This is a genomic window from Bacillus horti (assembly GCF_030813115.1).
GTDB classification, from domain to species: Bacteria; Bacillota; Bacilli; order Caldalkalibacillales; family JCM-10596; genus Bacillus_CH; species Bacillus_CH horti.
Genome location: NZ_JAUSTY010000003.1, coordinates 136,136 through 162,690, shown reverse-complemented (window position 1 = coordinate 162,690; position 26,555 = coordinate 136,136). Strand labels below are relative to the sequence as shown.

Below are 26,555 nucleotides of genomic sequence, written 5' to 3'. Positions count from 1 at the left end.
CTACAAAGCTAGAAAGTATGAATTTGAGAGGAACTTATACGATGAAAATTCTTGTATTCTCTATGGCTACGATTATGAAGGATGTTTCAATGGGAGGCTCCCAGCGCCATTTAAGAGAGCTACTCTTTCATTTAGCCGATCAAGGTCATCAGATTACAGTATTAACAAATAGACGGCAGGATAATAGTGAAGAATATGAGCTTTGTCCCGGTGTCCAAGTGTTACCTATATTGCGCTTCAAAGAGACTTTTCCGATTCCCTACGATACACATCCGTTTCATTTAGCCCACTCCTATTCGCTTATTAGGCAATACGCTGATACGCATGATGTGTTTTATATTCATGATGCCCAAATGGATTACGGCTATCTTCACGCCAATATTCCTACCGTTGCCTCCATAAAGAACTTTGTGTATCCCGAGGCTATGATCTCCGCTTTTCACACAAATAGAAATTATCTGATCGTTTCCTGTGATTACATGTACAGCTGTATTCAGTATACGGTGGGACGAGTTCAGCCACAGATCACAGATCAATTGAGAATTGTAAAAAACGGGGTTGACCTTTCTGTTTATAAGCCTGTAGAAGCGACGAGAAAGAGCCAGTTAGGCTTAACTGATGATGATTTTGTTCTCCTTTTCCCTCATCGGCCTGAAGCTAGCAAAGGAATAGTTCAGGCTTTCGAGACTGTACGAGAGCTTAAGGAAAAGCTGAAAGGCCCTCTGAAAGGGCAACTGAAGGGGAAGGCACGGGTGAGGCTACTCCTACCTAGGCATTTTGATGTTCATGTTTCTAAGGAAACGGAGCAGTTTTATACTCAGCTTACCCAGGAAGCTAAGGAATTTCAGGTGGAGGAAAGCCTGGTTTTTTACCCTTGGGTCCCTGGACATGATATGCCTCAGCTTTATGCGATCGCTGATGTGACTTTATGTATCGGACAGTTTATTGAATCCTTTGGCTATGTTCAAATTGAATCGATTGCTTGCGGAACACCCGTTGTAGTTTCCAATGTTGGTGCTCAGCGCTCAATCGTTCCTTCAGGGTATTCCGTGATTAAAGTAGATTATGGCGATACAGAGTCTACAGTTGAGGCAATAGCTGAATTAGCTAGCACCCCTATGGACATTACTGGTGTACGTCAATTTTTGGACCAGAATTATAACTATAAAGAAAACCTGCTCGGATATGAGGAGCTTATTACCTCAGCTGGAAAAGGAAGTTCATCTGTTTTTTCAAATACTTCTTTAAAGTCAGGATCCCCTATGGATGTTTCATATAAGCTAGCACCATGGTGTTACGTATCTGGACCTAAAAAAGGCATCTATCACGATTACTTCTATACTTACTTGAACCAGCATGAGCTGTATTCTTTTCTGTCTACTTGTACGGAGGAGAGCTTTTCACAGATGGAGCTAGTAGAAGCTGGAGTATCTAGTGAAGCTATAGAAAAGGCTATAGAGGATGGGATTCTAGTTCTTTACACACCTTAGCGTGTCATTCGTTCTGTTAGTAGATATGGTTTTCTTCGATACAGCATAAAAAGCACAAATTCTTTTGTTAGAGCAGGGCGTATCTTAATATTTTGCTTCCTAAACTCAAATGGTTTAGTATAATGGAAGAATCTATTATGTAAAGTGAGGAATGCATCATGACAGCGTATAAAGCGTTAACAATAGCCGGCTCTGATACAAGCGGAGGAGCAGGTATTCAAGCAGATTTAAAAACATTACAGGAGCTTGGGGTTTACGGCATGACGGCCCTTACGACGATTGTTGCTCAAGATCCACATAAGGACTGGTTCCACGCTGTTTTCCCACAGCCTGTAGAGCTTGTAGAAACTCAAATCGAAACCGTTCTAGCCGGGATTGGTGTAGATGCAGTGAAAACAGGGATGCTAGGCGCAGAGAGCATTATTGAGCTTGTTGCTCGTAAGGTCCAACAATATAATATTACGAACCTTGTGGTAGATCCTGTTATGGTATGTAAAGGGGCAGATGAAGCGTTACACCCTGAAATTGATCAGTGCCTGCGTGACGTGCTAGTTCCCCACGCTTACCTCGTGACTCCGAATTTGTTTGAAGCGACACAGCTAAGTGGAGTAGCTTCTATTCAAACAGTTGACGATATGAAGGAAGCCGCTACACGCATCCATGACTCAGGAGCAAAACATGTCCTAATCAAGGGTGGACATAAGCTTCAGTCCGAAAAAGCAGTAGATTTATTCTATGACGGAAAAGAGTTTGAGCTTCTAGAAGCAGAGAAGATTGAGACACCTTATACACATGGAGCTGGATGCACATTCTCATCCGCAATTACAGCTGAGCTGGCAAAAGGTAAGTCCATCAAAGAAGCTATTCACACGGCTAAGCAATTTATTACGGCGGCGATTACACATTCCTTCCGTCTGAACCAATACATTGGGCCTGTGCGTCATGGGGCTTATCGGACTCATCAATAAGAAAGCTTTAGTCATGCACTTAATCCGAACCTTACCGGTGATTAAGTGCATGACGTTTTTTTACATATGATATACTAAAGATATAAAATTAAAGGAGGTGAAAGCCGAATAAAGTGGGAAGAAATTACTGAACTACACCCACGCCGTTTTGTTCTGATCGAGGCGATACAAGCTGGCTCCAATAACCAAGTCCGTCAGCTTGAAGACATGGCCGTCATTCAGGAATATGAAGATTCTCAAGAAGCTTGGAAGGGGTATAAACATTTCCATAAATTGTATCCAAAACGCGAGTTATATGTATTTCATACTAGCCGAACTGATGTTGAAGTTATCGAAGAGCTTTTCTCAGGAGTACGGCAGCGTATATGAAGATAAAACTCCATAATGGATTACCCCTAGTCTCCATATTAGGCATCGACTTTATGATGAAAGCCAAGTGCAAAGCTGACTTTGATCGGATGCTGATTTACTACTCCTATTAAGTAAAGGTAGTTAGAAAACTATCTACAAAGTTTATTAAAAGTACTAAACCCCCTATAAATTTCCATGTTACAACCTCACAAGGTCGTATTTTTTTCTTAATTTACCTCTTAAGATTATCATCATTGCCACCTAAAAATTCTTAGTATCTGAAAGACAGATCGTTATTAGCACTAAGTAAGTTTACACATAAAGCGTTTGAATTTCTGTAACTGTCTTTAGCACTTCTTGCTTCAATTCATCGGGAGAGATCACCATTACCTTTGAACCGTAGCTTAACACGACGGATACGGCGTAATCCTTAACATAAAAAGTGGTGTGCACATCAATATGATCTTCTGAAACCGTACATGCTTCCCCAAATTCATCAAGCACACGTGGCTTGGCGGCGTGATTAAATCTGAGATGAACCTCCATACCTAAAGGCTCCTCTTGATCTTCTCTCTGAATAACATCTCTTTGCTGATAACGCTCATCTGTAACACTTAGCTCTGATATCCTTGATAGGCGAAAGAGCCTTAAGCCTTGGCGCATTAAACAATACGCCTCTAAGTACCATTTACCTCGCTCCCAATATAACTTGAGTGGTTCCACCTTTCGCTCACTAGAACTCCCTGTTGCACTCATATAAGAAAAGGCTATCACTTTATGGTCATTAATCGCTTTGTATAAGGGATAGATGACCTGTTTTTCAGACTCAGATGTAGGCATATCAAAGATCATTGGATTAGAGCTTTCATGCTTCTGAAGACTAGGCTGAAGGCTAGAAAGCTTGCTCATGATAGAGTTTGATGTTCCTCCTAGCGCTCCACTCATGCCCTTTAATAGGTTGTAGATGACGGATAGATCTTCTAAGGAGAAGTGCTGCTTCGTCAGATAAAAGCCCTCCATGATTTCAAAGCCACCATCTGCTCCTGTATAGGAAACGATAGGTATACCCGCCTCATTAATCAACTCAATGTCTCGATATATCGTTCGATTTGACACCTCAAATCTCGTCGCCAATTCAGTTGCTGTCACTCTTCGTTTGGACAAAATCTCCATTGTAATGCCTAACATACGATTTAGCTTCATGATGGCACAACCTTTCCGCCGATGCAGGTGATACATCTACCTATAGTGTATATCGTTGATTATGACATAATGTTTGTCATAATCAAAAGTTTGGCTTTTAACATACGAGAATAACATAGAAAAGAAAGCTGCAGCTATCTACAGCTTTCTTCACTCACGGTATTCTATTGGAATTTCAATAGATAAAAGATTTATTCATTTCCTTACTTAAGTGGAACTCGGAGCTCATCGTCTCGGTTATGTGCTGTATATTTCCAGATCAGGATTTCTAGTTCGTCCTTTTCAAAATTCTCATACACATCCATACGGCTGTTGCTTCCACTACCAAACATACCAACTATGGCAGGCTTCCCATAGCTTCTTCTACCTCGATCTTCTAGATAGTAGGTTTGATTAATTCCTCCGAAATCTGAATCTGAACTCATAGATTCAACATAAAGATTGTTGTCCTTCAAGTAATAAGTCCAAGTGATCGGATATTCCTCAATGTAGGTAGTTAGGCTTTGCGGTTCCTCGGATATACCTGTTAGTTGAATCGGATGTTCATCTCCATCAAATAAATCAACACGATGCCTAGCAATGAGAGTCACTGGTTGATTCTCTATAGCCGAAGAGTCAAGTCCAATCATTTCAAAACGCAACTCGGTTTTGTCTGTAATCGCCGGTTCTTGCCAAACGCCTCCCTCTAACAGTGTCCCTCCTATATCTAGTTTGAGGTTCATGTAAGGAACACGGGTATATTCCTCTTCATGAGTTAGAACCAGACGAGCTTGGGTTGGAGTAACGATCATTTCATAGATTTCCGTTCCACCTGGAAGCTGATCCAGAGGGAGATTTAATCGCTTAGTAAAAGATGCATTTTCCATATACTTTTTGGATAACGCCATATCTATACTCCAATCATTCTCAGCCGTTCCAAGTGTGTGAGTGTAAACAAGCTGGAACTTAGTCCCTTGATTAAGTAGGCTATCTGAACTGAATATTTGCTGATTTACGTATTCATTGGAGGTCCCAGTACTAGGTGTCCCAAAAACAGAGGTGTTCACTTCTTTAATAAGCTTATTTTGGCCGTCAATGGCTTGAATTCGAGCCAGGCTTCTTTCCTTCACATCAGGATCAGTAAACGTAATGGAAGATTGAAGCATGATATCATCTGCTTGCTCGAATGAATCCACAGCAACATGACCAATCCCATCTTTTTCTATTCGAAACACTTGTTTACTCGAATCACGAGGGTCATAGTTAATCTGCTGTTGCTCTTCCCCGATAAACCGGATATTCTCCATCGTAAACTCCATATCTTCTGTATCCTCTTCTAGGACCCAGTTTGTCTCAAAGTACCCCTGATACTCACCACGCTCTTCATCCCACTGGTGTGTATAGTTACCTTCGATGAAATTTCCCTTATTATCCTTAAGTCCTATAAGGTCAAAGAGCACTTGTTGCCCTTCCCAAGATGAATCCGGTCTAAGACTATATAGCAGGAAGGTTCTATTATCGTCTGTAAATGCTGTGTGTACGGTTAACGTAATATCATCCTTTGTAACGGACTGCCCAATCGTCTGACCTATGCCCTGTTCTAACGCTGACTGGATACCCGATCTACCTGAAAGAAGGGTAGACCAATCAAATGTCACAGCTGCATAAACCTGTGTAGCCACTAAAGCTAAAGATAAAGCTGCTACGATAGCAAACCGCTTTCTCTTTCGAGGACCGAATGCAACTGGTTCACCTTTAACAGCCTTCAGTTCGTCCTGCTGAATACTACTCCACATTCTATCAAAGTTAGGGTAAGCAATATTTTTCGACGTTTTCAGTTGGTTTTTCAGTTTGTCTTCAATACGCTCCAAATTGGTTCTCTCCCTTCACCAAATACCTTTTATTGTGTTCAAGCTTTTGGCGTATAATTTTCAATGCTTTATGAAGCCTTGACTTAACCGTGCCCACAGGAATCTTCAAAGTTTCAGCGATCTCTGCCATCGAAAGCTCCCCGATATAGCGGAGAGTAACCACCGCCATCAGCTTATCTGGAAGCTGACTCAGCAATTCCTCCCATTCCTTGGCAGCCGCTTTTTCCATAACAATAGCATCTACTGGTTTAACAGTTGCTGTGTTCTGTTCATGGAACATTTGGACTTCGCTCTGTTTTTGCCTTTGGGTCTGATTCTTCCTAAGAAGGTTTAAGCAATGATTCATCGTAATGCGCATAATCCATGAGCGTATATGCTCAATCCTACTCCAATCCTGTCGAAAAATGGTGACAAATACGTCATGACAGAGATCTTCTGCATCTTGAGCGTTCCGCAGCATATAAAAGCATGTCTTGTATACATCCTTGTTATAAGAATCGAATAACTCACGTTCTGTCAATCAATGGCACTCCTTTCTTTACGTTATACACTATAAACAATTGGAGCTTGGAAAAGGTTCATCCTTTTTGCTTATCTAAAGGAAATATGTAACTTAGCTGAGTTTTTTCTATTAAAATAATTGCGAAAATGCATTTATTTCTGCCTCTATTAAGCAAACTCAGCCATTCAAGTGCGAAAATACACTTATTTTTCATTCGAGAAGATAATAGAGCTGTTTTTGGAGGAATTAAGTGTATTTTTGCATTTATCAGATCGAAATTGTTGAATTTATAGTAAATCAAATGTATTTTTGCACTTAATTTTACTATATCCCTGCTTAGTAAACGGAGAAAATGAACAGAGAAAGCTGTCCCTAAGTAGAATAATCTACTTGTGGGACAGCCTTCAAAAGCCATGGCCCGCATGTGGTCAACATCACCATCATGCAGTGCTACACCTTACGCTGGGAGCTGCGCAAGGTGCGAACATTTTCTATGGTACTTTTAATCATTTAATCCCAATCCATCAAGAATGTGTGGCACATATTTTTCAATCCTAGATTGGCGAGTTTTGGATTGTTTAGCTTCAGAAAAATAATAGATGTATGCTCTTTGTCGCCCCGGGGTCAACGCTTCAAAAGCCGTTTTCAAAGCCGGCATTTCATTAAATTTATGCTGGAGTTCCTCTGGAATAATGTATTCTGTATGCTTTTTGTAGTCCACTTCTTTACCTGATTTTTCAACCTCAATAGCTTCCTTAATGTAATCCTTCAATAAGCTTTCCATTTCAACGATTTCTTGGACATTGGTAAACCGAATCTGACGCCCAGCCTGTACCTTCTCCGTTTGCTGGATCAAAATATTATGGGTATCACGTAACAAGACACCTTTAAAAAACAAAAGGGCACAGTATTCTTTAAATCCATGGATTAAAACGATATTTTTATTCTTATAGGTGTAGCAAGGATTTTTCCACTTCAATTCCTCGGTTAGCTGACAGTCAAGAATAATCATTCTTAATTTCTCAAACTCTTCCTTCCACTTTTTCGTTTTGCTTAGGTATTCATCTACTTTAGGATTCATTCTATTAGTTGTCATCCAAAACATCCCTCTTCATAATCGTTATATTGTGCATTTAATCTTATATAGTATCTGCGTCTTATTGGTTCAATTATACTGTTTTATAATAGCTTGTACAGTTAGATTATAGGTCTATCACAATATAGAAAAAGATTTAGGACGGAGAGCAACTCCCCTCACACGTAGGAGGGTAATAACAAAATAACTCCGAGGAAACCCCGGAGCTGCTTTGAATTATTTTCACGTGTAAAAAGTAATAGTTTATTAGCATACCTTTACTACTTTGCATACCTTTACTACTTGAACACTTTTTCTGTTATTTATTGTTTTTATTTAAATACAAATACAGTGTCAACGGAGCAAAAACAAGGAAAATGAGCAAGCATATACACAGTCCCTTTAGAACAACCGTTGAATCCGCATTTCCCATAAAGAGCTCTCTTACTGTGGTGGCGGCAATACTGATAGGATTCAGATCCACAATCACCTGCATCCACTTCGGCATAGTGGAGGAATCGACTAATATGCTACTACCAAACAATAAGGGGTAAACAAAGATCATACTTGATCCGGATACTGTCTCCGGTCGCTTGGCTATGACACCGATTAAAGCAAAGATCCAGCTGACACTAAAGGCAAACAAGATAGTGAACAGAATGGCTAAAATACTTCCCATCGCGCCGTTTTCTGGACGAAATCCGAGCAGCATGCCCATTCCAAATGCTACAAAAAGGGCAGTAACATACCTCAAACCGTCCGTAATAATGGGACCAAAAACGGAAGACGGTTGCCAAAAAGGCATCGTTCGAAAACGGTTGTAAACTCCCTTTGATATATCTACACAGATTGACGTTCCACTGTAGACTGTCATAGGAACCACGGTTAAGACAAAAATACCAGGAAGAAGATACTGAATGTACTCGGTAGTCGATCCTGCGATAGCCCCACCAAATAGAAAGGTGAAAATAAGCATCATGATCACGGGTCCAAGCATGGCATCCATCATGTAACCAATAAAATTGTTTTTGGTACCCTGAAACGATCTCCACATGAAAATGCCGATTGTTCGAATAGCACTCGGATTTTTAGGTGTCGTTCTTGGTGAATAAAGAGCTACCTGTGTTGGATTCGTGGGATTATTCACTGAACAACCTCCTTTGTTTTGTGTTTGGTTAATGTTAAGAATACTTCGTCCATGCTTGGCTCTCCAAGGGTGAAATAGGCTACTGGAACATCATGAGCCATAAGGGTTTGGATCGCTTCAGCAGCAAGTTTAGCTTCCTGTACGGGTATTCTATAGTTCAGTTGATTATGTCCCTGATATACTTGGAGCTGAAACTGTCCTATTAAACTCTTAATCTTTTCCTCCTCTATAGGTTCAGACAATTGAATGGTCAATGTTTTTCCACCAATAGAGGCCTTTAGCTCGTTGGGCGATCCTTCTGCAATAATTCGACCATGATCAATGACAGCAATGCGATCGGCCAATTGATCAGCTTCTTCAAGATACTGAGTTGTAAGCATTACGGTTGTACCCATACTCAAAAGCGTTCTAACTACCTCCCACACCTGCATACGACTTTGAGGGTCGAGGCCAGTTGTTGGCTCATCTAAGAAAATAAGCTCCGGCTGGGTCACAATACTAGCAGCAATGTCAAGACGCCTAAGCATTCCCCCGGAATAGTTGCCTACGTTTCGGTTCTTAGCTTCCCAAAGTCCAAACGAGCGAAGAATGTCTTCTGCTATAGATTGCGCTTCTTTGGAGGAGTACCCATTAAGCTTAGCAATCATATTCAGATTTTGAATTCCCGTTAACGCTTCATCTAATGCAGCGAACTGTCCAGTCAAGCTAATCCGCTTACGGACTTCGTTTGCTTTCTCCCGCACATCATACCCAGTTACAAGAGCAGATCCCCCATCTGGCTTAAGTAAAGTGGAAAGCATATTGATCGTCGTTGTTTTTCCAGCACCATTTGGACCTAATAGAGCAAATAGCTCACCTTTTTTTACTCGTAAATCAATACCTTTGACCACTTCTGTGCCCTGAAAGGACTTCTTTAATTGCTTTACTTCTATTGCATAGGACATTCGTTCATCTCCTTACTGGAATTTATGCTTGTTTTCGCTTAACCACTGGGCAAATGTACGAGCTGGTTGTCCTGTAACCTGTTCAACGGTTGGCAACACAGTATACCCAACCTCAGGAGGATTTTTCCCCATTTCTACAAAGAAATCAATATCTTCATCCTGAAACCCTTGCTCCTTCCAGCCCTGCCTTGCCTCCTCTTCTGACAATTCTATAAATGAAATCTCTTTTCCAATCGCTTCTGCCATTTTTTTTACCGTTTCTGCGCGAGAAAAGACCTCTGGTCCCGTTACATAGTAGCTCTGTCCACTGTGTCCTTCCTCTGTTAATGAGGTAACAGCAACGGCAGCAATATCTGCTTCATGTATTCTGGCACTCAATGCATCAGCAAAAGGCACTCGCACAACACCTTCTGTGCGAATGGATTCCTGCCAGTCATCTAGCACATTAGCCATAAATTCCACAGGTTTAATGAGCGTCCACTCCATACCACTATCCTGAACGACATATTCAACTGGATTACCATCATAATCCATCAGTACAACTATTTTTTTGACTCCCTTGTCTGCCGCCATTTTAATGATCGAGGTATCCGTTTGGAGCACTGGCCCTGCTTGATCGCTAGAAAGGATTAAATATAATCCTTCCACATCCTGAAGAGCTTCTTCTAAAGAATCTGGAGCAGCAAGGTCTCCAGCTACAACTTCCACTCCTGAGGGTAAGCTTGCCTTTTCCGGGTTACGTGAAACAGCTCTTACTTCTACCCCTTTTTTCAGTAGCTGATCAACAACATGTCTTCCTACCGTACCTGTAGCACCTGTTACTAATATTTTCATTCTTTCTTCCTCCATTATTCGATCAGTTTCCCCCAACTAGCCTGTCTTGTGATATTGGCCTATGATGTTGGTCTCAGAGTTACTATACAATAGCAATCATGACACTAAGTTTGTCATAATTAAAAACTGTTGTATTTCTATATCTTTAATAGAAAAAAGGAGGAAGCTTGATCGTCTATAATTAATTTTTTAACTCTCAAACTCTATTTTATAACATTCATGCAATGGGTAATGTTTTATAAGTTTTATGCCCTTATAAATTAAGAAACATTATCTTATTGTTTTAATGTTGTGCATCAATGCTTTTCATGGTTTGTATGTAAAAGATGAACCAACCCTTCAGTTGTGACAATATATAGGTGAATGGCCATTCGGGAAGGAGAAGTTATTTTGGATATTGATGAGTTGATCGAGCTCGTGAAGCTTCATGGCAAATCAATTTACGCGTTCTGCTTCAAGCTAACGGGGAACAAAGAGGATACAGATGATTTGTATCAGGAAACATTTCTAAAAGCCATGGAGCTACGCCAGAAGATGGACGCGTCTCGCAATCCTAAGGCTTTTATCATATCGATTGCCATCAGGTTACACAAGAATCATCGTCGTAAGTTTGTCAGGAGACACAGAATTGCCCCCACAACTGATTTTAACGACGTGGCAAACAGCTTCGGCTCGCTAGGAATCGAAGCATCACCTGAAGACGCCGTACTATCTCTTGAGCTTCGCAGCATAATTCAGGGAGCTGTTCACCAGTTGAATGATAAGCTAAAGCTTCCTCTTTACATGTATTATACGGCGGATATGACTATTGAAGAGATTGCTGTTGCTCTTAGAGTTCCTAAGGGAACGGTAAAGAGCAGATTGCATAAAGCCAGACAAATAATGAAAAAAGTATTGGAGGCTGATTCCCTATGAAGGACAAGGATTTGGAGCAGTTGCTCAGACAATCTTTAGCTTCCGCTGTAGAGCCAGAAGAAAAGTTGAATCAAAGCTTAATCCGACAATTAAAGGAGCGTAGTCTAATGAAGAATAAATATAGAAGATTATCATCAGCACTGCTAGCGGCTGCCTTGCTACTAATCGTATCCGTATCAGCCTATGCGGCAACCCAGCTATTTAGCGCCAAACAGGTTGCTGAGAATTTGGGAGATCAACTACTAGCCAGTGCATTCGAAAGTAAGGACGCCATTCAGATTGAACAATCATTGGCTTCTGGAGACTACCATTTCACTCTACATGGTCTTGTTTCAGGGGCAGGATTAAGTGAGTTCCCCCATTCCTCAGAGCGGATATATCCTGATAAATCATATGTGGTAGTATCCATAACTAGACAGGATGGCAAGCCCATGCCAGCTACCTCTGATCTTGATTATGGTCAAGATCCGTTCTTCGTTTCCCCTTTGATCAAGGGTCAGGAGCCCTGGCGGGTCAACATCATCACGATGAACGGGGCGTACAGTGAGATTGTGATTGACGGCGTTATGTATAGAATGATTGAAAGTGACCAGATAGAAATATTCGCTGACAGAGGAGTGTATTTAGCGATAAGTAGTGGTTCTCCTTTTTATAGTAATGATGCATTTATGTACGACGAAGAAACGGGTGAAATTAGGGCTAGTGAAGACTATTCTGGTGCTTCGCTGCTGTTTGATCTCCCTCTCGATACATCTAAAGCAGATCCGGAAAAGGCAGAGGCTTATTTGGAAGAACTGTTAAATCCATCTTCTTCAAAGGAATCAGAAAGGGACGAACACTCCTCTAGCTTTATAGAAAGCGGCGAATGGGTCAACTGGATAGAAGATATTAGGGACAAAATACTTATGGGTGAGACGATTGGTGAGACCATTGCTGAATCCATAAATGAGGTAAGCTATAACGATTCGGGGGAAATCACATATACTTATAATGATTGGAGCACAACTGCAAATCTTGAAAACTTGTTTGAAGAAGGGCATATTGGATTTACGGATAGAGGCCTTTCCATTAGTGGGAACGCTGACGATATTTACCAGGTCGTTCTATTTCACAGGGATGAAAATGGTGTGATTACAGGTAGAGTTGTTATACTGGATAAAGGGCTTAACCCACAAAAGTAGCCAATTCTATAACCTTTGTAGCAAAGCGTTTCTATTGCCACAAAAAAGAGTCTAAATGCTTGTGCTTCAAGTCATTTAGACTCTCTTTTGTTTTGCAGCTCTATTTTTTAGGAAGGTGTTTCTCCATTCCTCTTACAGCTCAAACCAACCGTTACTAATCGTTTGCTTTAACCAAAGATAACTATCCTTTTTCGTTCTCTCTAGTGTATTAAAATCAACATGGACAATACCAAAGCGCATACTGTAGCCAAACGCCCACTCAAAGTTATCAAGTAAGGACCACGTGAGATAACCTTGAATATTTACTCCTGAATCAATACTTTGTTGTAGAGCTGCAAGATGCTGCTTCAAATAAGCAATACGTCCTTCATCCTTCACTCTACCATGCTCCACTTCATCATTGTAGCAAGATCCGTTCTCCGTAATGTAAATAGGAGTCTGACCGTATTGCTCACTGATCGCCATAAGCACTTTATAAAAACCTTCTGGATAAATCGGCCAACCAATATCCGTTCTTCTATAGTTAAAATCGATTTCTTCAAAATCTAGTAATCCTGAGTCCTTTTTGTATCGAACCACATTCCCTGTGTAATAATTGATTCCTAGAAAATCAATAGGCTGGCTAATATCCTCCATGTCTCCTTCTAATATGGTAGGCTTAGCCCCTTTTTGAGCAAACCAATCTAGTAGAAATTCAGGATAGCTTCCTTTAAAAACCGGATCAAAGAACCACTCTAGATTCCAGCCGTTCCCTCTTTTTGCCGCATCAACGTCTTCCTGCTTTGTGCTAAACGGATCATACCATGTCACGTTTGGAGCATAACCAATCTCACCTTCAATGCCTAGCTCTCTAAAAAGCTTAACCGCCCTTCCATGTGCGACCATCAAATGATGCCCAATGTCTGTAGCTAGCTGTAGGTTTTGATTCCCCGGCGCATGCTCACCAATATAGTTAGAAAGAAATGAGGCGCACCAAGGCTCATTAATGGTCAACCATCGCTTGACTTTCCCATTAAATTCTTTAAACATGAATGAAGCATATTCCTCAAAAGCTGTAATCGTTTCTCTATTATCCCATCCACCTTGATCCTGTAGAACCTGAGGTAAGTCCCAATGGTAAAGGGTACACATTGGTTCAATTCCATGCTTCAGCAGCTCATCTACCAGCTTATGATAGTATTGCACTCCCTTTTCATTCGCTTTCCCCCTGCCCTCGGGAAAAACCCTTGACCAGGAAACAGAAAAGCGATAGATATCAGAACCGAGCTCTTTAATTAGCTGCACATCTTCCTCATAACGATGGTAGCTATCACAAGCCACGTCTCCGTTATCTCCGTTCCTAACTTTACCAGGGGTACGTGCAAATGTATCCCAAATTGAAGGGGTTCTACCGTCCTCAGCAGCGGCTCCCTCTATCTGAAAAGAAGCGGTTGCTGTTCCCCATTTTATATGCTTTGGAAACTGTATGATTGCCATATGGCACCCTCCTTTTATATATATCTCTTATCCATTTTTTGTTCCGCATGATTGCCTTATAACCAGCTCCGGGTCAACGAATACCGAGCTGAGATCGTTCTCTCCATTAATCAAATCATTAAGCATGTAGGCAGCTAGCTTTCCAATTTTCTGCTTATCCTGCTTTACTGTCGTCAGCTGTGGATCACTATAGCGGCAAGCTTCAATATCATCACAGCCTATGAGCCTCACATCCTCTGGAACTCTAAGACCCACTTCTCTTAAGGCACGCAACGCACCCAAAGCCATCATATCCGCTCCGGCAACAACTGCCTTGGGCATAGAATCCCCTTGAAGAATGCGCTTCATCGCTTCGTAGCCACTGTCTTCAAAGAAGGTTCCATATTGAATCCATTCCTCTTTGATAGGTAAACCGAATTTATTCATAGCCTGTTTAAAGCCTTCTAGACGTATATTGGAAATATTAGAATGCTTGGTTCCTGCAATATAAGCAATATCTCGAATAGAGTGCAGATATAAATGCTCCACCACCAGCTGAGAAATCTTTTCATTATCTGTCATAACATAGCTCGATTTCGGCCCGGTCAGTTCCATATCTACAGCTAGACATGGGATTTCACTTTGATCTAGCTCATAAACGGCCTCTTCAATCTCTTCTCCCGCAATGATTAGACATCCGTCTACTCGAAAATGGCGGCAGCGGGCTAGGTAGTTCTCTTGCTCCTTATTAAATTGCTCATTTGAAAAGACAATGAGATCATAGCCCTGCATGCCCACCGTTTTTTGAAAGGCAGAAAGCACCTCATTAAAGAAAGGATGATTAAATTCAACATTGATCTTACCGGCATAGACTAAGCCAATGAGCTTTGATTTCTTTGTCGCTAAGGACTTGGCTGAAAAGATAGGCTGATAGCCTGTCTCTTCTATTACGGAAAGCACCTTATGTTTGGTAGACTCACTAACCCCTCCGTAATGGTTCATGACCTTAGAAACGGTTGCTGGAGACACTCCTGCCATTTTAGCAATATCTCTTATTGTAAAGTTCATAGCTCTCTCCTCAAATCTGTAATTGCTCTAGGCTTTTCTACACCTTATTTTACCGAACCTTCAGCAATACTAGAAATAAATAATCGATTAAACATTAGGAAAACCACAATTAAAGGTACCGTTGCCCAGAATACACCTGAAAGCAGCATTCCAAAATCCACTCGATGCGCTGTATTCATGGAGGCCAAAGCGACCTGAATCGTGTAGGAGGACGGATCCCTTAAGACTGTAAATTGCCATAGAAATTCACCCCACACCGAGGTAAAGACAATAATTCCCAAGGTAGCAAAAGCAGGTAAAATAATAGGTAAAACCACTCTCCAATAGATCCGGAAATTAGAACAGCCATCTAGCTTAGCTGCATCAATTAATTCGTCAGGAACAGCTTGGTTGATATACTGACGCATTAAGAAGATTCCTAAGGGGTTTAAGAAGAACAGAAACATCGCCGCAAATAAATGATCAAGTAATCCCGCTTTAGCTACTAGAAGGTACTGCGGGATTAATCCCAGCTGTGGGGGAATGATCATTGTAAATAGAATAGCAAAGAAGAATATGTTCTTTCCAGGAAACCTAAATTTAGCAAAGCCAAACCCCGCTAAGGAACTGATGAATAAGACCACGACCGTTACGACCGAACAAACGATCAACGTGTTCAGCATGGATTGGAAAAACGGGATCATCCCCAACACTTTTTGAAAATTCTCTACCAGTTGACTACCCGGTATCATTGTTGGCGGAATAGAATTGTACGCTGAGCTCGGACTTGTAGCCATGACAAACATCCAATAGAACGGGAAGAGTGAAGCTAAGGATATAAGGGCTAAGAAGAGATAGATGAACATTCTGCTAATGGACCATTTTTTTACTCCTACTTCTCTGCTCATCCTCTATTCCCCCTGCTTCTTCCCATTCTGTTTGTCAATAGGAGATTAATAGCCGACACTATAACAATGATTAATACCAAGATAATAGCGGTGGCTGATGCTGTACCGAACGAAGAAAGCCTAAAGGCATCTCGATATAAATACATAACAACTGTTAGTCCTTCACTTCTAGTAAACGCCGTATTCCCTAAAAATACCGTTGGCTCAGAGAATAGCTGCATAGCTCCTACAGTAGAGAAGAATACGGTTAGTAGAATAAAAGGCTTAAGCAACGGAATCGTGACATAGAAAAACTGTTGAATTTTATTAGCTCCATCAATTGTTGCCGCCTCATATACATCCTTAGGTACACTCTGCATACCGGCCAAATAGATAATGGTGTTATATCCTAACCATCTCCAAAAGACCATGACCGAAATAGCGATTTTTACACCCCATTCAGAGGTTCTCCAATTAACCGGGTCCATTCCAAATAAGCCGAGCGTATAATTGGCTAATGCTGTCTCATTGCTACTAAAAAACACGCCAAAAACCAAAGCTACAGCTACCATAGACGTAACATAAGGCATAAAAATCGCTACTCGAAACACATTTCTAAAGCGTAAAAATGTAAGATTCAGCAAATAAGCAAGAATAAGTCCTACAATTAATTGCGGAGCTGTTCCCATCAACCCCATAATGACCGTATTATATAAGGACTTCCAAAATAACGGATCCTGAAGGATAATGCTAAAATTTCTTAAACCTACAAACTCCATATCTCCAAGTCCGTTCCAGCGTTGGAACGCTAAGTACAAACTGAATAAGGCCGGATATAGACCTATAATTCCGAATATGATGAAAAAAGGAGATATGTAGAGGTAGCCTGAGAGCATATCCTTTTTCCTTTCGGACAAGGATTCTTTAGCTCGCTTTACCTTTACCTTTTCTTTCTCTGTCTCTAGCACGGTTTAACTCCCCCCTGTAAACGAATGTAGATATGGTAGGCAGAAGGTTCTGCCCACCATATCGCTAAAACGAGGTCATTTTCCCTGAATGACTTTAACGGCTTAAGTTCGTTTGAATACGGCTTAGAGCAGCATCCCATTCAGCATCTGGATCAGCGCCCTCTTGAACATTTGTTAACGCTGCTAAAATCTCATCATGCACAGTGACGTAATTCTCTCCCTTAAATACAAATCCAACATTTTGTGCTGCTTCAGCGAACACGTTCTGTGTTTGCTGACCTGAGAAATAATCGTCTGTTGCATTTACAAAGTCATCCATCTCATACACAGCTGTAGCAGAAGGGAATAAACCGTTAGATTTAAATGATTTAAGTTGAGTTTCTGCTGATAATAACCACTCAAGGAATGCATAGGCTTCTTCAGCATGATCCGTTTGATTAGGAATGGTAATATAAGAACCACCCCAGTTTCCTGTAAACTCTGTTGGTAGTGTAGCTACTTGGAATTCACCCTCAGCGTCAGGCGCATTTCCTTCCATCCATCCTTTGAACCAAGCTGCTCCAAGTTCAACAGCAACCCCACCGTTATTCACCGCATTGCCCCATTCGGCAGACCACATTGTAAAGTTTCCAACTACACCAAGTTCATTCATTTCAATCGCATAATCATACGCTTCTCGAACACGATTTCCTGGCTCTTCAATGATCAGGTTAGATTCTGGATCAAAATAGCTTTCCTCTAACGTATCTAGAATGGAACGATACATCATTTCAATATTAGCTACCATTGGTTTACCTGTAGCATCCTTAATTTGAATCGCTGCTTCTCTAAATTTCTCTGGAGAAGACATATATGCACTTAACTCATCAGGATCAGTAGGTAAGCCTGCTTCTTCAAAGATTTCTGTTCTATAGTATAACGCTTTTGGTCCGATATCTGTTGGTAATCCAAATAGGAATTCACCATCCGTACTTTCCGCAAATTGCCATTTCCAATCTAAATAGTTGCCCTCAATGTCTCTCGCCCCAAGATCGTATAGATTAACAAATCGATCCTGCGCCGTTCTGTAACGATCCACCTGATCCACTTCAAGCATGGCAATATCAGGAGCACCGCTCCCCGCCGACAAGGAATTAAATAAAGCATCATGATGATCAGCTGTCTCAGCATGACGAACATTGATTGTAATATTTTCATTTAACTCTTCATACTCTTTCACCAACTCTTCATAGCCCGTTGCCCCGAATATCCAGAAGTTCATGCTAATCTTGTCACCATCGCCCTCTTCACTTGACGTTCCGGAGCTTGAACATGCTGCTAAAGCAAATAACAATAAAATAGACAACCCGATGGTGAAGAAATACTTTCTTTTCATCACAAATCCCCCTTAATAAATTGAAAAATTATTGGTTGAATAAAAGCGCTGTGTGTAAGCGTTTTTATTCCAAGCCACTGAATACCTAGATTTGTATACGCTTATGGAAACCGGTTTCTATAATGCACATACAAATCTAGGGGAAATGAAATAAAAAACATGTTCTTGACCCAAATTTAATCGCTTACACAAGTTAAAAACAACTAGGAAACGCTTTCAATCAAATTATATGCTCAAGGTAGAATAAAATCAACCTATTTTTTCTAGTCTTGGTGAACATTTTAAGAAACCGGTTTCTAAAAATACTAAAAAAAGACCTTAAAGGTCTAACAAATGATAGGCTCTGTCGCCTTTTGCTAAGTTTGATAGATTTGCTCCATCCAGTCTCCTATTAAGTGAACAGGCATCGGTTTACCATAATAGTAGCCTTGCATAATCTGACAGCCTGTTGATTGTAAAAAATCGTTTTGTTCTTTAGTTTCTACACCCTCAGCAACAACATCTATATTTAAATGGTTAGCCATTGAAATAATAGTACCTATAATAGCTTGCTTTGTTGGTTTAGAGCTATTTTGAATAAAGCTCTGATCAATTTTCAAAATATTAATTGGCATTTCATCTAAATATCCTAAGGATGAGTACCCAGTGCCAAAATCATCCATGGAAATACGTACTCCAAGGGCTTGTAATTCTTTGAGCTGCTGTATGGTATTTTCTTTATCGTTTAAAGCGATAGATTCTGTAATTTCAAGCTCTAAATATCGGGGCTCTAGACCCGACTCTTTTAGTGCTTCCTCAAGCTTTGCATGTAAGGTTTGACTTTCGAACACTCGGGCAGACATGTTGATTGATACAGGTATGTTCATAACTTTCTTTTCCTGCCACTCCTTGTTTTGCTCACAAACCTCTTTAATCAACCAGTGAGTAATGGGTACAATAAAGCCCGTTTCCTCTGCAATGGGTATAAATTCTGTAGGTGAAATTAACCCTAATGTTGGATGATTCCAACGCAGCAATGCTTCCATACCAACAAGCTTGTTTAATGCTGCATGCCATTTTGGTTGATAATAAATCTCAAATTCCTGCTGAACAAGGGCCTTACGTAGATCTTTTTCAAGCTCCATTTTACGTAGCTGACTTTGAGCCATTTCAGCATTATAAAGACAATACCTGTTTTTCCCTTGACGCTTAGCCTGATACATGGCCGTGTCTGCAGAGCGCATTAAAGCAGAAAGATCGGTACCATGCTGAGGAGCAAGACTAACTCCAATACTTGCCGTTACAAATAAAGTATGGTGTTCTAAATAGAATGGGGAGACGATGGTTTTTATTAGCTTTTGGGCTGTCATTATTGTCTGTTCTTCATCAGCCTGCAAACTAGTAATAAGAAATTCATCCCCTCCTAGCCGGAACGCTTTTTGATTATCCTCTAGGACTTCGTTTAATTTCTGAGCTAACTGCTGTAAGAGCTTATCCCCTATTTCATGCCCTAACGTATCATTAATCGATTTGAAGCGGTCCAGATCGATAATCATGACAGAGCCAGTACTATTATGATTAAAATGTTCTCCAAAGTAACGCTGTAGATCATGGCGATTAGAGATGCCCGTCAATTGATCCTCATAAGCCATTCTCTCAAGAATTCTACGATCTACAAATAAGGCAGCCAATGAGACAATAACGATAAATAAGGTAGTAATGGTCACACTAATTAGTAATAAAGGGGGGGTAGCTTCAAGCTCTTGAACTGGAAGGTGGTGATGATGATGAAATGTAGTTCCTGCCATTCCAATATAATGCATTCCACAAATAGCGATAGCCATGACTAAAGAGCTATACAGCTTCCATTTGCTAAACTCTGGAGATCTACGGAACTTCCGAAACAGATATAGAGCAGCATACGAAGCCATAAAGGCTACAAGAATAGAAATGAACCAGAGAGCCAGATTATAACTAAACTGAACAGAGGAGCGCATGGCCTCCATACCCGTATAATGCATGGCAGAAATTCCGATCCCCATAATAAATCCTGCTACTCCTAAGCGGCGCAGACTTACTTCCTTTTCCTTTGTCACCATAAAGGCAATAAAAGCAGCTGCTATACTGAAAAATCCAGAAAGTACTGTAATAAAAGGGTCGTAGGACATCGCAACATTCATATGCATCGCCAGCATACCAATAAAATGCATAGACCATATACCTATACCCATGACACATGATCCCGCTATCATCCAAGCCATTCTACTATTTCCAGTAGTTCGAGATACTTTCCCTGCTAGATTAAGAGCCGAATAAGAAGCTAAGGTAGCTATAATAAAGGATAGTAAAACAACCCAATTGTTATAATGAACAAGAACATTTTCCATCATCTAATTACTGTTTGAACCCTTCTATCTTTTTCTTTATCTTACTTTAAGTATACGCTATAGACAGGTATAAAGGGGAGCATCTTAACGAACTTTTAAAAATTAGATTTGAAAAAGCTGATCCACATTTCTAGCTTCACCTTTAGCGTAAACAAACTCATTACTTATTCGATCATACACATAATCCTTCTTCCATTCATCCGCGTGTTTAGCTATCAGCTTAAGCGCTTCGACAAAACCGTAAATTTCAGCATTAGTCATCGTTGGATGAACAGAAAAGCGGACCCATCCCCTCCTCAGTGTCTGGTCTCCCTGATCAATTTTATCTGTCATAAGCTTGGATTCTAGAGGATCAATATCTAGAAGGTAATGCCCATACGTACCTGCACAAGAACACCCACCCCGCACCTGATAACCAAAGTGGTCATTTAATAGTTTAACGACCAAATGATAGTGGAGTGATTCAAAGGTAAACGAAATTATACCCAAACGTTTTGTTACTTGCTTCTCAAGAATACGAATGTTAGGAACTTCCTCTAAACGAGAAAGTAACAGCCTTACGATCTCCTGTTCTCTTCGATGAATGAGTTCTGTACCCATCTGCTCTTTTAATTCGATACATAAGGCGGCTTTGATCGTTTGCAGGATGCCCGGAGTCCCTCCATCCTCCCTTAGCTCTATATCAGCAAGATATTTATGTTTTCCCCATGGATTTGTCCAAGCCACCGTTCCTCCTCCCGAATGATCAGGGACTATGTTCTTATATAGCTTGGAATTGAAGATAAGAACACCACTTGAACCAGGACCACCTAAAAACTTATGTGGAGAGAAAAAAATAGCATCAAGAGCCTCCATAGAGTCTGCTGGATGCATATTTATATCTGTGTACGGTGCAGCCGCAGCAAAATCAACAAAACAATACCCGTCATGCTCGTGCATTTTTCGAGCTATTTGATGGTAAGGAGTTTGAATCCCCGTTACATTTGAGCATGCTGTGAAGGAGCCTATTTTTAATTTCCTAGAGGCATACCTTTGTAGCAGCCGTTCTAAGTGCTCAATATCCACATGCCCATGCTTATTAGGCTGAACCACTCGAACATCTCCAATCGTCTCTAGCCAAGACGTATGGTTAGAGTGATGCTCCATATGAGAAATAAAAATAATCGGGCGCTGTTCTTCCTTCAGCTGTAATCGTTTAGCCCAATTCTCTGGAAGACGTAGCCCGAGGATTCTTTGTAGCTTATTCACCACAGAGGTCATACCAAAGCCATCCATGATCAAAATATCCTGTTCATTAGCATGAACATGCTCCTTAATTTTTTTACGAGCATGCCTGTAGGCTGCCGTTATCATGGCGCTTACCGTATTAGACTCTGTATGTGTGTTTGCTATAAAAGGACCTAATTCTTCCGTAAGCTTCTGTTCGATTGGTCGATATAATCGACCACTAGCTGTCCAGTCCGCATAAATCATTCTCTTTTGTCCAAAGGGTGTTTGTACATACTGATTATGACCTATTGTCTGCTCTCGAAACGGTGCAAAATAGCGCTCCAGCTTATTATCAAGCTCAAAATGTCTACTCCCTATTTTAGCTGTAATCACGTAAGCTTCACCCTTATCTCATAGTTGTGCTACTAGTATATGATGACAAGAGCATAGAAGGTACCCATGTTTTATGGTGCTTGAATTAGGCCATATTTAATAATTTATTTAAACAAAATCAAAAAGTCTCCATACCCCTCTTGCTCCAATTCCTCCTTAGGAATAAATCGTAGAGCAGCAGAGTTAATACAGTATCTTAAGCCGTTTTCGCCTGGACCATCGTTGAACACGTGACCTAAATGAGAATCGGCATCCTTACTTCTCACTTCTGTTCTAGTCATATTATGACTTAAGTCTACCTTTTCTTTTACGCCTGCTGAAAGGATAGGTTTCGTAAAGCTTGGCCAGCCACAGCCACTATCATACTGATCCTTTGAGCTGAAGAGAGGCTCACCAGAAACAATGTCTACATAGAGACCTTCCCTTGTGTTTTCATAAAACTCATTCTGAAAAGGAGGCTCTGTGCCGTTTTCCTGTGTCACATAATATTGCATGTCCGTCAGCTTATCCTTTAAATGACTAGTGTCCTTGGGCCAATGCTTCTTTATAAAGGCATCCCTTCCAGAACCCTGTCGATACAAAGCGTAGCGAAAAGGATTCTTGCTGTGATAATCTTGATGATATTCCTCGGCAGGATAAAAGGTTTGAGCAGGTAAAATTTCCGTCACAATGGGCTTCTTAAATCTTCCACTCTGCTCCAGGGCCTGCTTTGATGCCTCAGCTTTCTTGCGTTGTTCTTCGGTATGGTAGAAAATAACCGTTTGGTAGGATTGACCTCGATCATGAAATTGTCCACCTGAATCAGTCGGATCAATTTGCTGCCAATAAAGCTCTAATAGCTCATCATAGCTAAAGCGAGTTGGGTCATAGGTGATCTGTACCGCTTCATAATGACCCGTTGTTTCAGAGCAAACCTCTTTGTAGGTTGGGTTTTCTGTATGCCCCCCTGTATACCCGGATTGCACTTGAATGATCCCATCTCTTTCTTCAAAAGGGGATACCATACACCAGAAACAGCCTCCAGCGAACGTGGCAAGTGCCTTATTTGTTTCGATTGTCTGACTCATGTCCAATACACCTCCACTTTTTTTGCACATTATATTTTTTCTTATCGTCGATCTATTATTCTTTATTGTATTAGGTTCAGCCTAAATATACAAAAAAACTGCCCTTATCTTACGATAAGAGCAGTCTTTAGGGCTAATTATAGCTTTACGATGTCAGCCGCTTGTGGTCCACGGTCGCCTTCAACTACGTTGAACTCAACACGTTGGCCTTCTTCTAAAGTTTTGAAACCATCACCAGTAATTGCGCTAAAGTGAGCAAATACGTCACTTCCACCTTCTACCTCGATGAATCCAAAGCCTTTTTCTGCATTGAACCATTTAACTGTACCTGTTTGCATGGGTATACCTCCAAAAATTTAAATTAACATGTTTCTTTTATCTCTTAAAAATAAAATTCACACATTGTAAAAGGCTCTATTTCACAAATAACAACCCTTTACAATATGTGAATTAAAATGATGTTAATTCATGATTCATTTAGGTTTGAATTTATGTTGAGATTGTTTGAGATCATCATATCACACCCGAATTAGAAAATCAAGTATTTGGAAAAAATCTATTCATACTATTTTCTTGCGACTTTCTTGAGATCGTCACACTTTTAGAAACCCTGCGATTTACTCCTGAAACACAGGGTTTCCTTCTTCTGCTACACGCCCGAATAAGCCATAAACCCTCCATCGACTGGAACGGTAATACCTGTCACAAAGCCTGACATTTGATCATCAGCTAGCCAAATTAATGTTCCTAGTAAATCCTCTGGCTGCCCAAATCTGCGCATTGGCGTATGGGTCAAGATTTTGTTCGACCTCTCCGTTAAAGAGCCATCCTCGTTAGTTAGAAGCTTGCGGTTTTGTTCCGTAAGAAAAAAGCCTGGAGCAATCGCATTAACCCTAATCCCAACCTCTGCAAAATGAACAGCTAACCATTGTGTGAAATTGTCGATAGCTGCTTTTGCTGCACTATAGGCAGGAACCTTTGTCATGGGAGAAGGAGCACTCATAGATGACATATTAATGACCACAGCTCCCTTGCGATGAGCCATCTTCTTGGCAAATACCTGAGTAGGAATCAATGTTCCAAGTAGGTTTAAATCAAATACAAAACTAAAGCCTTCTGCCGTCAGGTCAAAAAAGCTTGTGACATTATCTAATTCTATGTCCCCCTCTTGGAACGTTTCCTTAGTTGTTGTTCCCTGAGGATGATTACCACCTGCTCCGTTGATTAAAATATCACAGATTCCTAGCTTTTCAATGATAGCTGCTTCAGCTTGCTTAACACTTTCCACATTAAGAACGTCACAGGAAAGAGCAAGTGCTTCTCCTCCCTGCTCTATAATCTCATCAGCCACCTCCTGTCCATTCGCTTGATTCCGATTAAGAATCGCTACTTTAGCTCCTTGTCTAGCTAGCTCCTTAGCCATTGCTCGGCACAAGACACCACTTCCACCTGTAATGACAGCAACCTTTCCCCGAATGTTATCATGATTTGCTAGCATTAAGCTTTTCTCCTTTCTCGCTCCAGTGAATCCCATACTCCCCATAGATACATAATCCCTAACGCTCGATCATATAGCCCGTAGCCCGGCCTACAAGTTTCATTCCAAATATGTCGTCCATGATCTGGTCTAGTATAGCCAGTGAACCCGTCCTCATGTAACGCTTTAACCACGTCACACATATCGATTGAACCGTCTTGAGTACGATGAGAGGTCTCAATAAAATCACCATTATCGTAGATTCGGACATTACGTATATGGGTAAAGTGAATTCGGCCCGGAAATTCTCGATTGATCTCTCTAATGATTTCAGGAATGTGGTTAGCAGGGTTAGCTCCCAAGGAGCCACTGCACAGGGTTAGACCGTTACTTGGACTGTCAACAAGCTTCAGCACTCGTTTTACGTTTTCCTTATTTGTTATAATCCTTGGCAATCCGAAAATAGACCATGGTGGATCATCAGGATGAATAGCCATAACAATGCCGTTCTTCTCCGCTACAGGGACAACTTCCTGTAGAAAATACCCTAGATTCTGCCATAGCTGCTCCTCTGTCACATCACGATACGCTTCAAACAAGCTTTTTAAATGCTTCAACCGCTCTGGCTCCCACCCTGGAAGAGAAAGAGAGGAGTGCTGTGATATCTTTTCTACCAGCTCCATTGGGTCCATTCCTTCAACTTTTGCTTTTTCGTAAAAGAGAGCTGTTGAACCATCCTCTAATTCCTTAAACAAATCCGTTCGGGTCCAATCAAACACAGGCATAAAATTATAGCAAATAACCTTAACACCTACTGCCCCTAAATTTTCGATCGTTTTCTTATAATTTTCAATATATGTATCCCTTTCAGGTGAACCTAGCTTAATAGACTCATGGATGTTAACGCTTTCCACAACCTCAATATGAAACTGATGCTTGCCTATTTGCTCCTTCACCTTCTGAATCTCCTCTAGCGCCCAAACCTCTCCGGCTGGCTTATCATGCAAAGCCCAGACAATCCCTTCCACACCGGGGATCTGCTTGATTTGCTCTAGAGTCACCGTATCATTCCCTTCCCCATACCATCTAAAAACCATCCTCATCTCTTTCCCACCCTCCGAGCTCTTTTCTATTGTTTCTCAAAGTAATTAGGATACAATTCCTTCAGCTCTTTTTGATCATAAAGAACTAAATTCAAATGCTGGTGCATAACCTGTTCAGCATGCTCAGAGTTATTCTCTTTAATCGCTTGAACCATCTCCTGATGCTGTCCAATAATAGATTCCCAATTATCGTTTGCTACTAATCTTAAAACACGTAGACGATTAAAGTGCAGATTAACCCGCTCAATGATCTCCCATGTTTTTTGTTTGCCACATCCTTTAGCTATTAAAGAATGGAACTGCTCATCCAATTCAAAAAGCTTAACGTAGTCATTACCTTCGGCACTTAGCCTTTGCTGAGCAATCGTTGATTCCAAATCGATGATAGAATCGGCTACCATCACCTGGCAGGCTAGCTTAATCATAGCTTTTTCCAAGTGCTCCCGAATAAAGCGGCCTTCCTCCACTTGGTCTAAATCAATGAGTGACACAAACGTCCCTCTTTGAGGGTAGATGTCTACAAGACCCTCCTGCCCTAATCGAACAAACGCCTCTCTAACAGGGGTACGACTAACCTCAAGCTTATCTGCCACATCTTTTTCCGATATACTTAAACCAGGCTTAAGATTCAAATTCATTATATTTTCCTTAAGTGTACGATACACATTGTCTCGCACAGAGTGTGTACGTTCATTCTTATAAATCAATTCCATTTTGATTCCCCCTTACTTTCATTTTAGCACACTTG

Annotated in this window: 23 protein-coding genes; 4 read left to right on the top strand and 19 right to left on the bottom strand. The window is 40.9% G+C overall.

The features are described from left to right. Positions 1-41: 41 nt before the first annotated feature. The gene (locus tag J2S11_RS04435) at positions 42-1,490 is read left to right on the top strand and encodes a glycosyltransferase family 4 protein (protein WP_307391479.1); all 1,449 of its coding nucleotides are present in this window, start codon (positions 42-44) and stop codon (positions 1,488-1,490) included. Between the two features lie 158 nt (positions 1,491-1,648). Further along, positions 1,649-2,458 (top strand): pyridoxine/pyridoxal/pyridoxamine kinase, encoded by an 810-nt coding sequence (gene pdxK, locus J2S11_RS04430; RefSeq protein WP_307391474.1) that lies wholly within the window; start codon positions 1,649-1,651, stop codon positions 2,456-2,458. A 663-nt stretch (positions 2,459-3,121) separates the two neighbouring features. Here pdxK and J2S11_RS04425 read toward each other — a convergent pair. The 7 genes from J2S11_RS04425 to J2S11_RS04395 form a co-directional block, all read right to left on the bottom strand. Continuing rightward, positions 3,122-4,012, bottom strand: a complete 891-nt coding sequence (locus J2S11_RS04425; RefSeq protein ID WP_307391472.1) for a helix-turn-helix transcriptional regulator — start codon at positions 4,010-4,012, stop codon at positions 3,122-3,124. Positions 4,013-4,215: 203 nt separating this feature from the next. Further along, positions 4,216-5,862, bottom strand: a complete 1,647-nt coding sequence (locus J2S11_RS04420; protein ID WP_307391468.1) for a DUF4179 domain-containing protein — start codon at positions 5,860-5,862, stop codon at positions 4,216-4,218. Further along, complete coding sequence (locus tag J2S11_RS04415; RefSeq protein WP_307391466.1) at positions 5,849-6,382, bottom strand: RNA polymerase sigma factor; 534 nt, start codon at positions 6,380-6,382, stop codon at positions 5,849-5,851. Before J2S11_RS04415 ends, J2S11_RS04420 begins: the two co-directional genes overlap by 14 nt. Before the next feature lie 484 nt (positions 6,383-6,866). Continuing rightward, positions 6,867-7,460, bottom strand: coding sequence for a YdeI/OmpD-associated family protein (locus J2S11_RS04410; protein ID WP_307391464.1), 594 nt, complete (start codon positions 7,458-7,460; stop codon positions 6,867-6,869). 298 nt (positions 7,461-7,758) lie between these two features. Continuing rightward, positions 7,759-8,586 (bottom strand): ABC transporter permease, encoded by an 828-nt coding sequence (locus tag J2S11_RS04405; protein ID WP_307391461.1) that lies wholly within the window; start codon positions 8,584-8,586, stop codon positions 7,759-7,761. Further along, entirely contained in the window at positions 8,583-9,530 is a 948-nt protein-coding gene (locus J2S11_RS04400; protein ID WP_307391458.1) for an ATP-binding cassette domain-containing protein, read from the bottom strand. The genes J2S11_RS04405 and J2S11_RS04400 overlap by 4 nt, the downstream gene beginning before the upstream one ends. 12 nt (positions 9,531-9,542) lie before the next feature. Continuing rightward, positions 9,543-10,364 (bottom strand): NAD(P)H-binding protein, encoded by an 822-nt coding sequence (locus J2S11_RS04395; protein WP_307391455.1) that lies wholly within the window; start codon positions 10,362-10,364, stop codon positions 9,543-9,545. Between the two features lie 363 nt (positions 10,365-10,727). On the opposite strand from J2S11_RS04395, the gene J2S11_RS04390 reads away from it, so the two are divergent. After that, the gene (locus J2S11_RS04390) at positions 10,728-11,279 is read left to right on the top strand and encodes an RNA polymerase sigma factor (RefSeq protein WP_307391453.1); all 552 of its coding nucleotides are present in this window, start codon (positions 10,728-10,730) and stop codon (positions 11,277-11,279) included. Beyond that, positions 11,276-12,460: a hypothetical protein gene (locus tag J2S11_RS04385; RefSeq protein ID WP_307391450.1), complete on the top strand. Its 1,185-nt coding sequence runs from the start codon at positions 11,276-11,278 to the stop codon at positions 12,458-12,460. Before J2S11_RS04390 ends, J2S11_RS04385 begins: the two co-directional genes overlap by 4 nt. 132 nt (positions 12,461-12,592) lie before the next feature. Here the strand turns inward: J2S11_RS04385 and J2S11_RS04380 are convergent, their stop codons facing one another. From J2S11_RS04380 to J2S11_RS04325, 12 genes are all read right to left on the bottom strand, one after another. Beyond that, positions 12,593-13,936, bottom strand: a complete 1,344-nt coding sequence (locus J2S11_RS04380; RefSeq protein ID WP_307391448.1) for a GH1 family beta-glucosidase — start codon at positions 13,934-13,936, stop codon at positions 12,593-12,595. A gap of 27 nt (positions 13,937-13,963) precedes the next feature. After that, a complete protein-coding gene (locus tag J2S11_RS04375) occupies positions 13,964-14,983 on the bottom strand; it encodes a LacI family DNA-binding transcriptional regulator (protein ID WP_307391446.1) in 1,020 nt (339 codons plus the stop codon). A gap of 44 nt (positions 14,984-15,027) precedes the next feature. Continuing rightward, the gene (locus J2S11_RS04370) at positions 15,028-15,870 is read right to left on the bottom strand and encodes a carbohydrate ABC transporter permease (protein WP_307391445.1); all 843 of its coding nucleotides are present in this window, start codon (positions 15,868-15,870) and stop codon (positions 15,028-15,030) included. Then, the gene (locus tag J2S11_RS04365) at positions 15,867-16,745 is read right to left on the bottom strand and encodes a carbohydrate ABC transporter permease (protein ID WP_370875448.1); all 879 of its coding nucleotides are present in this window, start codon (positions 16,743-16,745) and stop codon (positions 15,867-15,869) included. The genes J2S11_RS04370 and J2S11_RS04365 overlap by 4 nt, the downstream gene beginning before the upstream one ends. A 166-nt stretch (positions 16,746-16,911) precedes the next feature. Then, the gene (locus tag J2S11_RS04360) at positions 16,912-18,192 is read right to left on the bottom strand and encodes an extracellular solute-binding protein (protein WP_307391441.1); all 1,281 of its coding nucleotides are present in this window, start codon (positions 18,190-18,192) and stop codon (positions 16,912-16,914) included. Positions 18,193-18,548: 356 nt separating this feature from the next. Then, positions 18,549-20,561, bottom strand: a complete 2,013-nt coding sequence (locus tag J2S11_RS04355; RefSeq protein WP_307391439.1) for a putative bifunctional diguanylate cyclase/phosphodiesterase — start codon at positions 20,559-20,561, stop codon at positions 18,549-18,551. A 99-nt stretch (positions 20,562-20,660) separates the two neighbouring features. Then, positions 20,661-22,160 (bottom strand): aminotransferase class V-fold PLP-dependent enzyme, encoded by a 1,500-nt coding sequence (locus J2S11_RS04350; protein WP_307391435.1) that lies wholly within the window; start codon positions 22,158-22,160, stop codon positions 20,661-20,663. 104 nt (positions 22,161-22,264) lie between these two features. Continuing rightward, positions 22,265-23,227: a peptide-methionine (S)-S-oxide reductase MsrA gene (msrA, locus tag J2S11_RS04345; RefSeq protein ID WP_307391432.1), complete on the bottom strand. Its 963-nt coding sequence runs from the start codon at positions 23,225-23,227 to the stop codon at positions 22,265-22,267. A gap of 137 nt (positions 23,228-23,364) precedes the next feature. Then, positions 23,365-23,565, bottom strand: a complete 201-nt coding sequence (locus tag J2S11_RS04340) for a cold-shock protein (protein WP_307391429.1) — start codon at positions 23,563-23,565, stop codon at positions 23,365-23,367. A gap of 311 nt (positions 23,566-23,876) precedes the next feature. Further along, a complete protein-coding gene (locus J2S11_RS04335; protein ID WP_307391427.1) occupies positions 23,877-24,725 on the bottom strand; it encodes an SDR family oxidoreductase in 849 nt (282 codons plus the stop codon). Then, positions 24,725-25,807 carry a mannonate dehydratase gene (gene uxuA / locus J2S11_RS04330; RefSeq protein WP_307391426.1) on the bottom strand — a complete coding sequence of 361 codons (1,083 nt, stop codon included), beginning with the start codon at positions 25,805-25,807 and terminating at the stop codon, positions 24,725-24,727. The genes J2S11_RS04335 and uxuA overlap by 1 nt, the downstream gene beginning before the upstream one ends. Positions 25,808-25,833: 26 nt before the next feature. Then, complete coding sequence (locus J2S11_RS04325) at positions 25,834-26,520, bottom strand: GntR family transcriptional regulator (protein ID WP_307391423.1); 687 nt, start codon at positions 26,518-26,520, stop codon at positions 25,834-25,836. Positions 26,521-26,555: the final 35 nt, after the last annotated feature.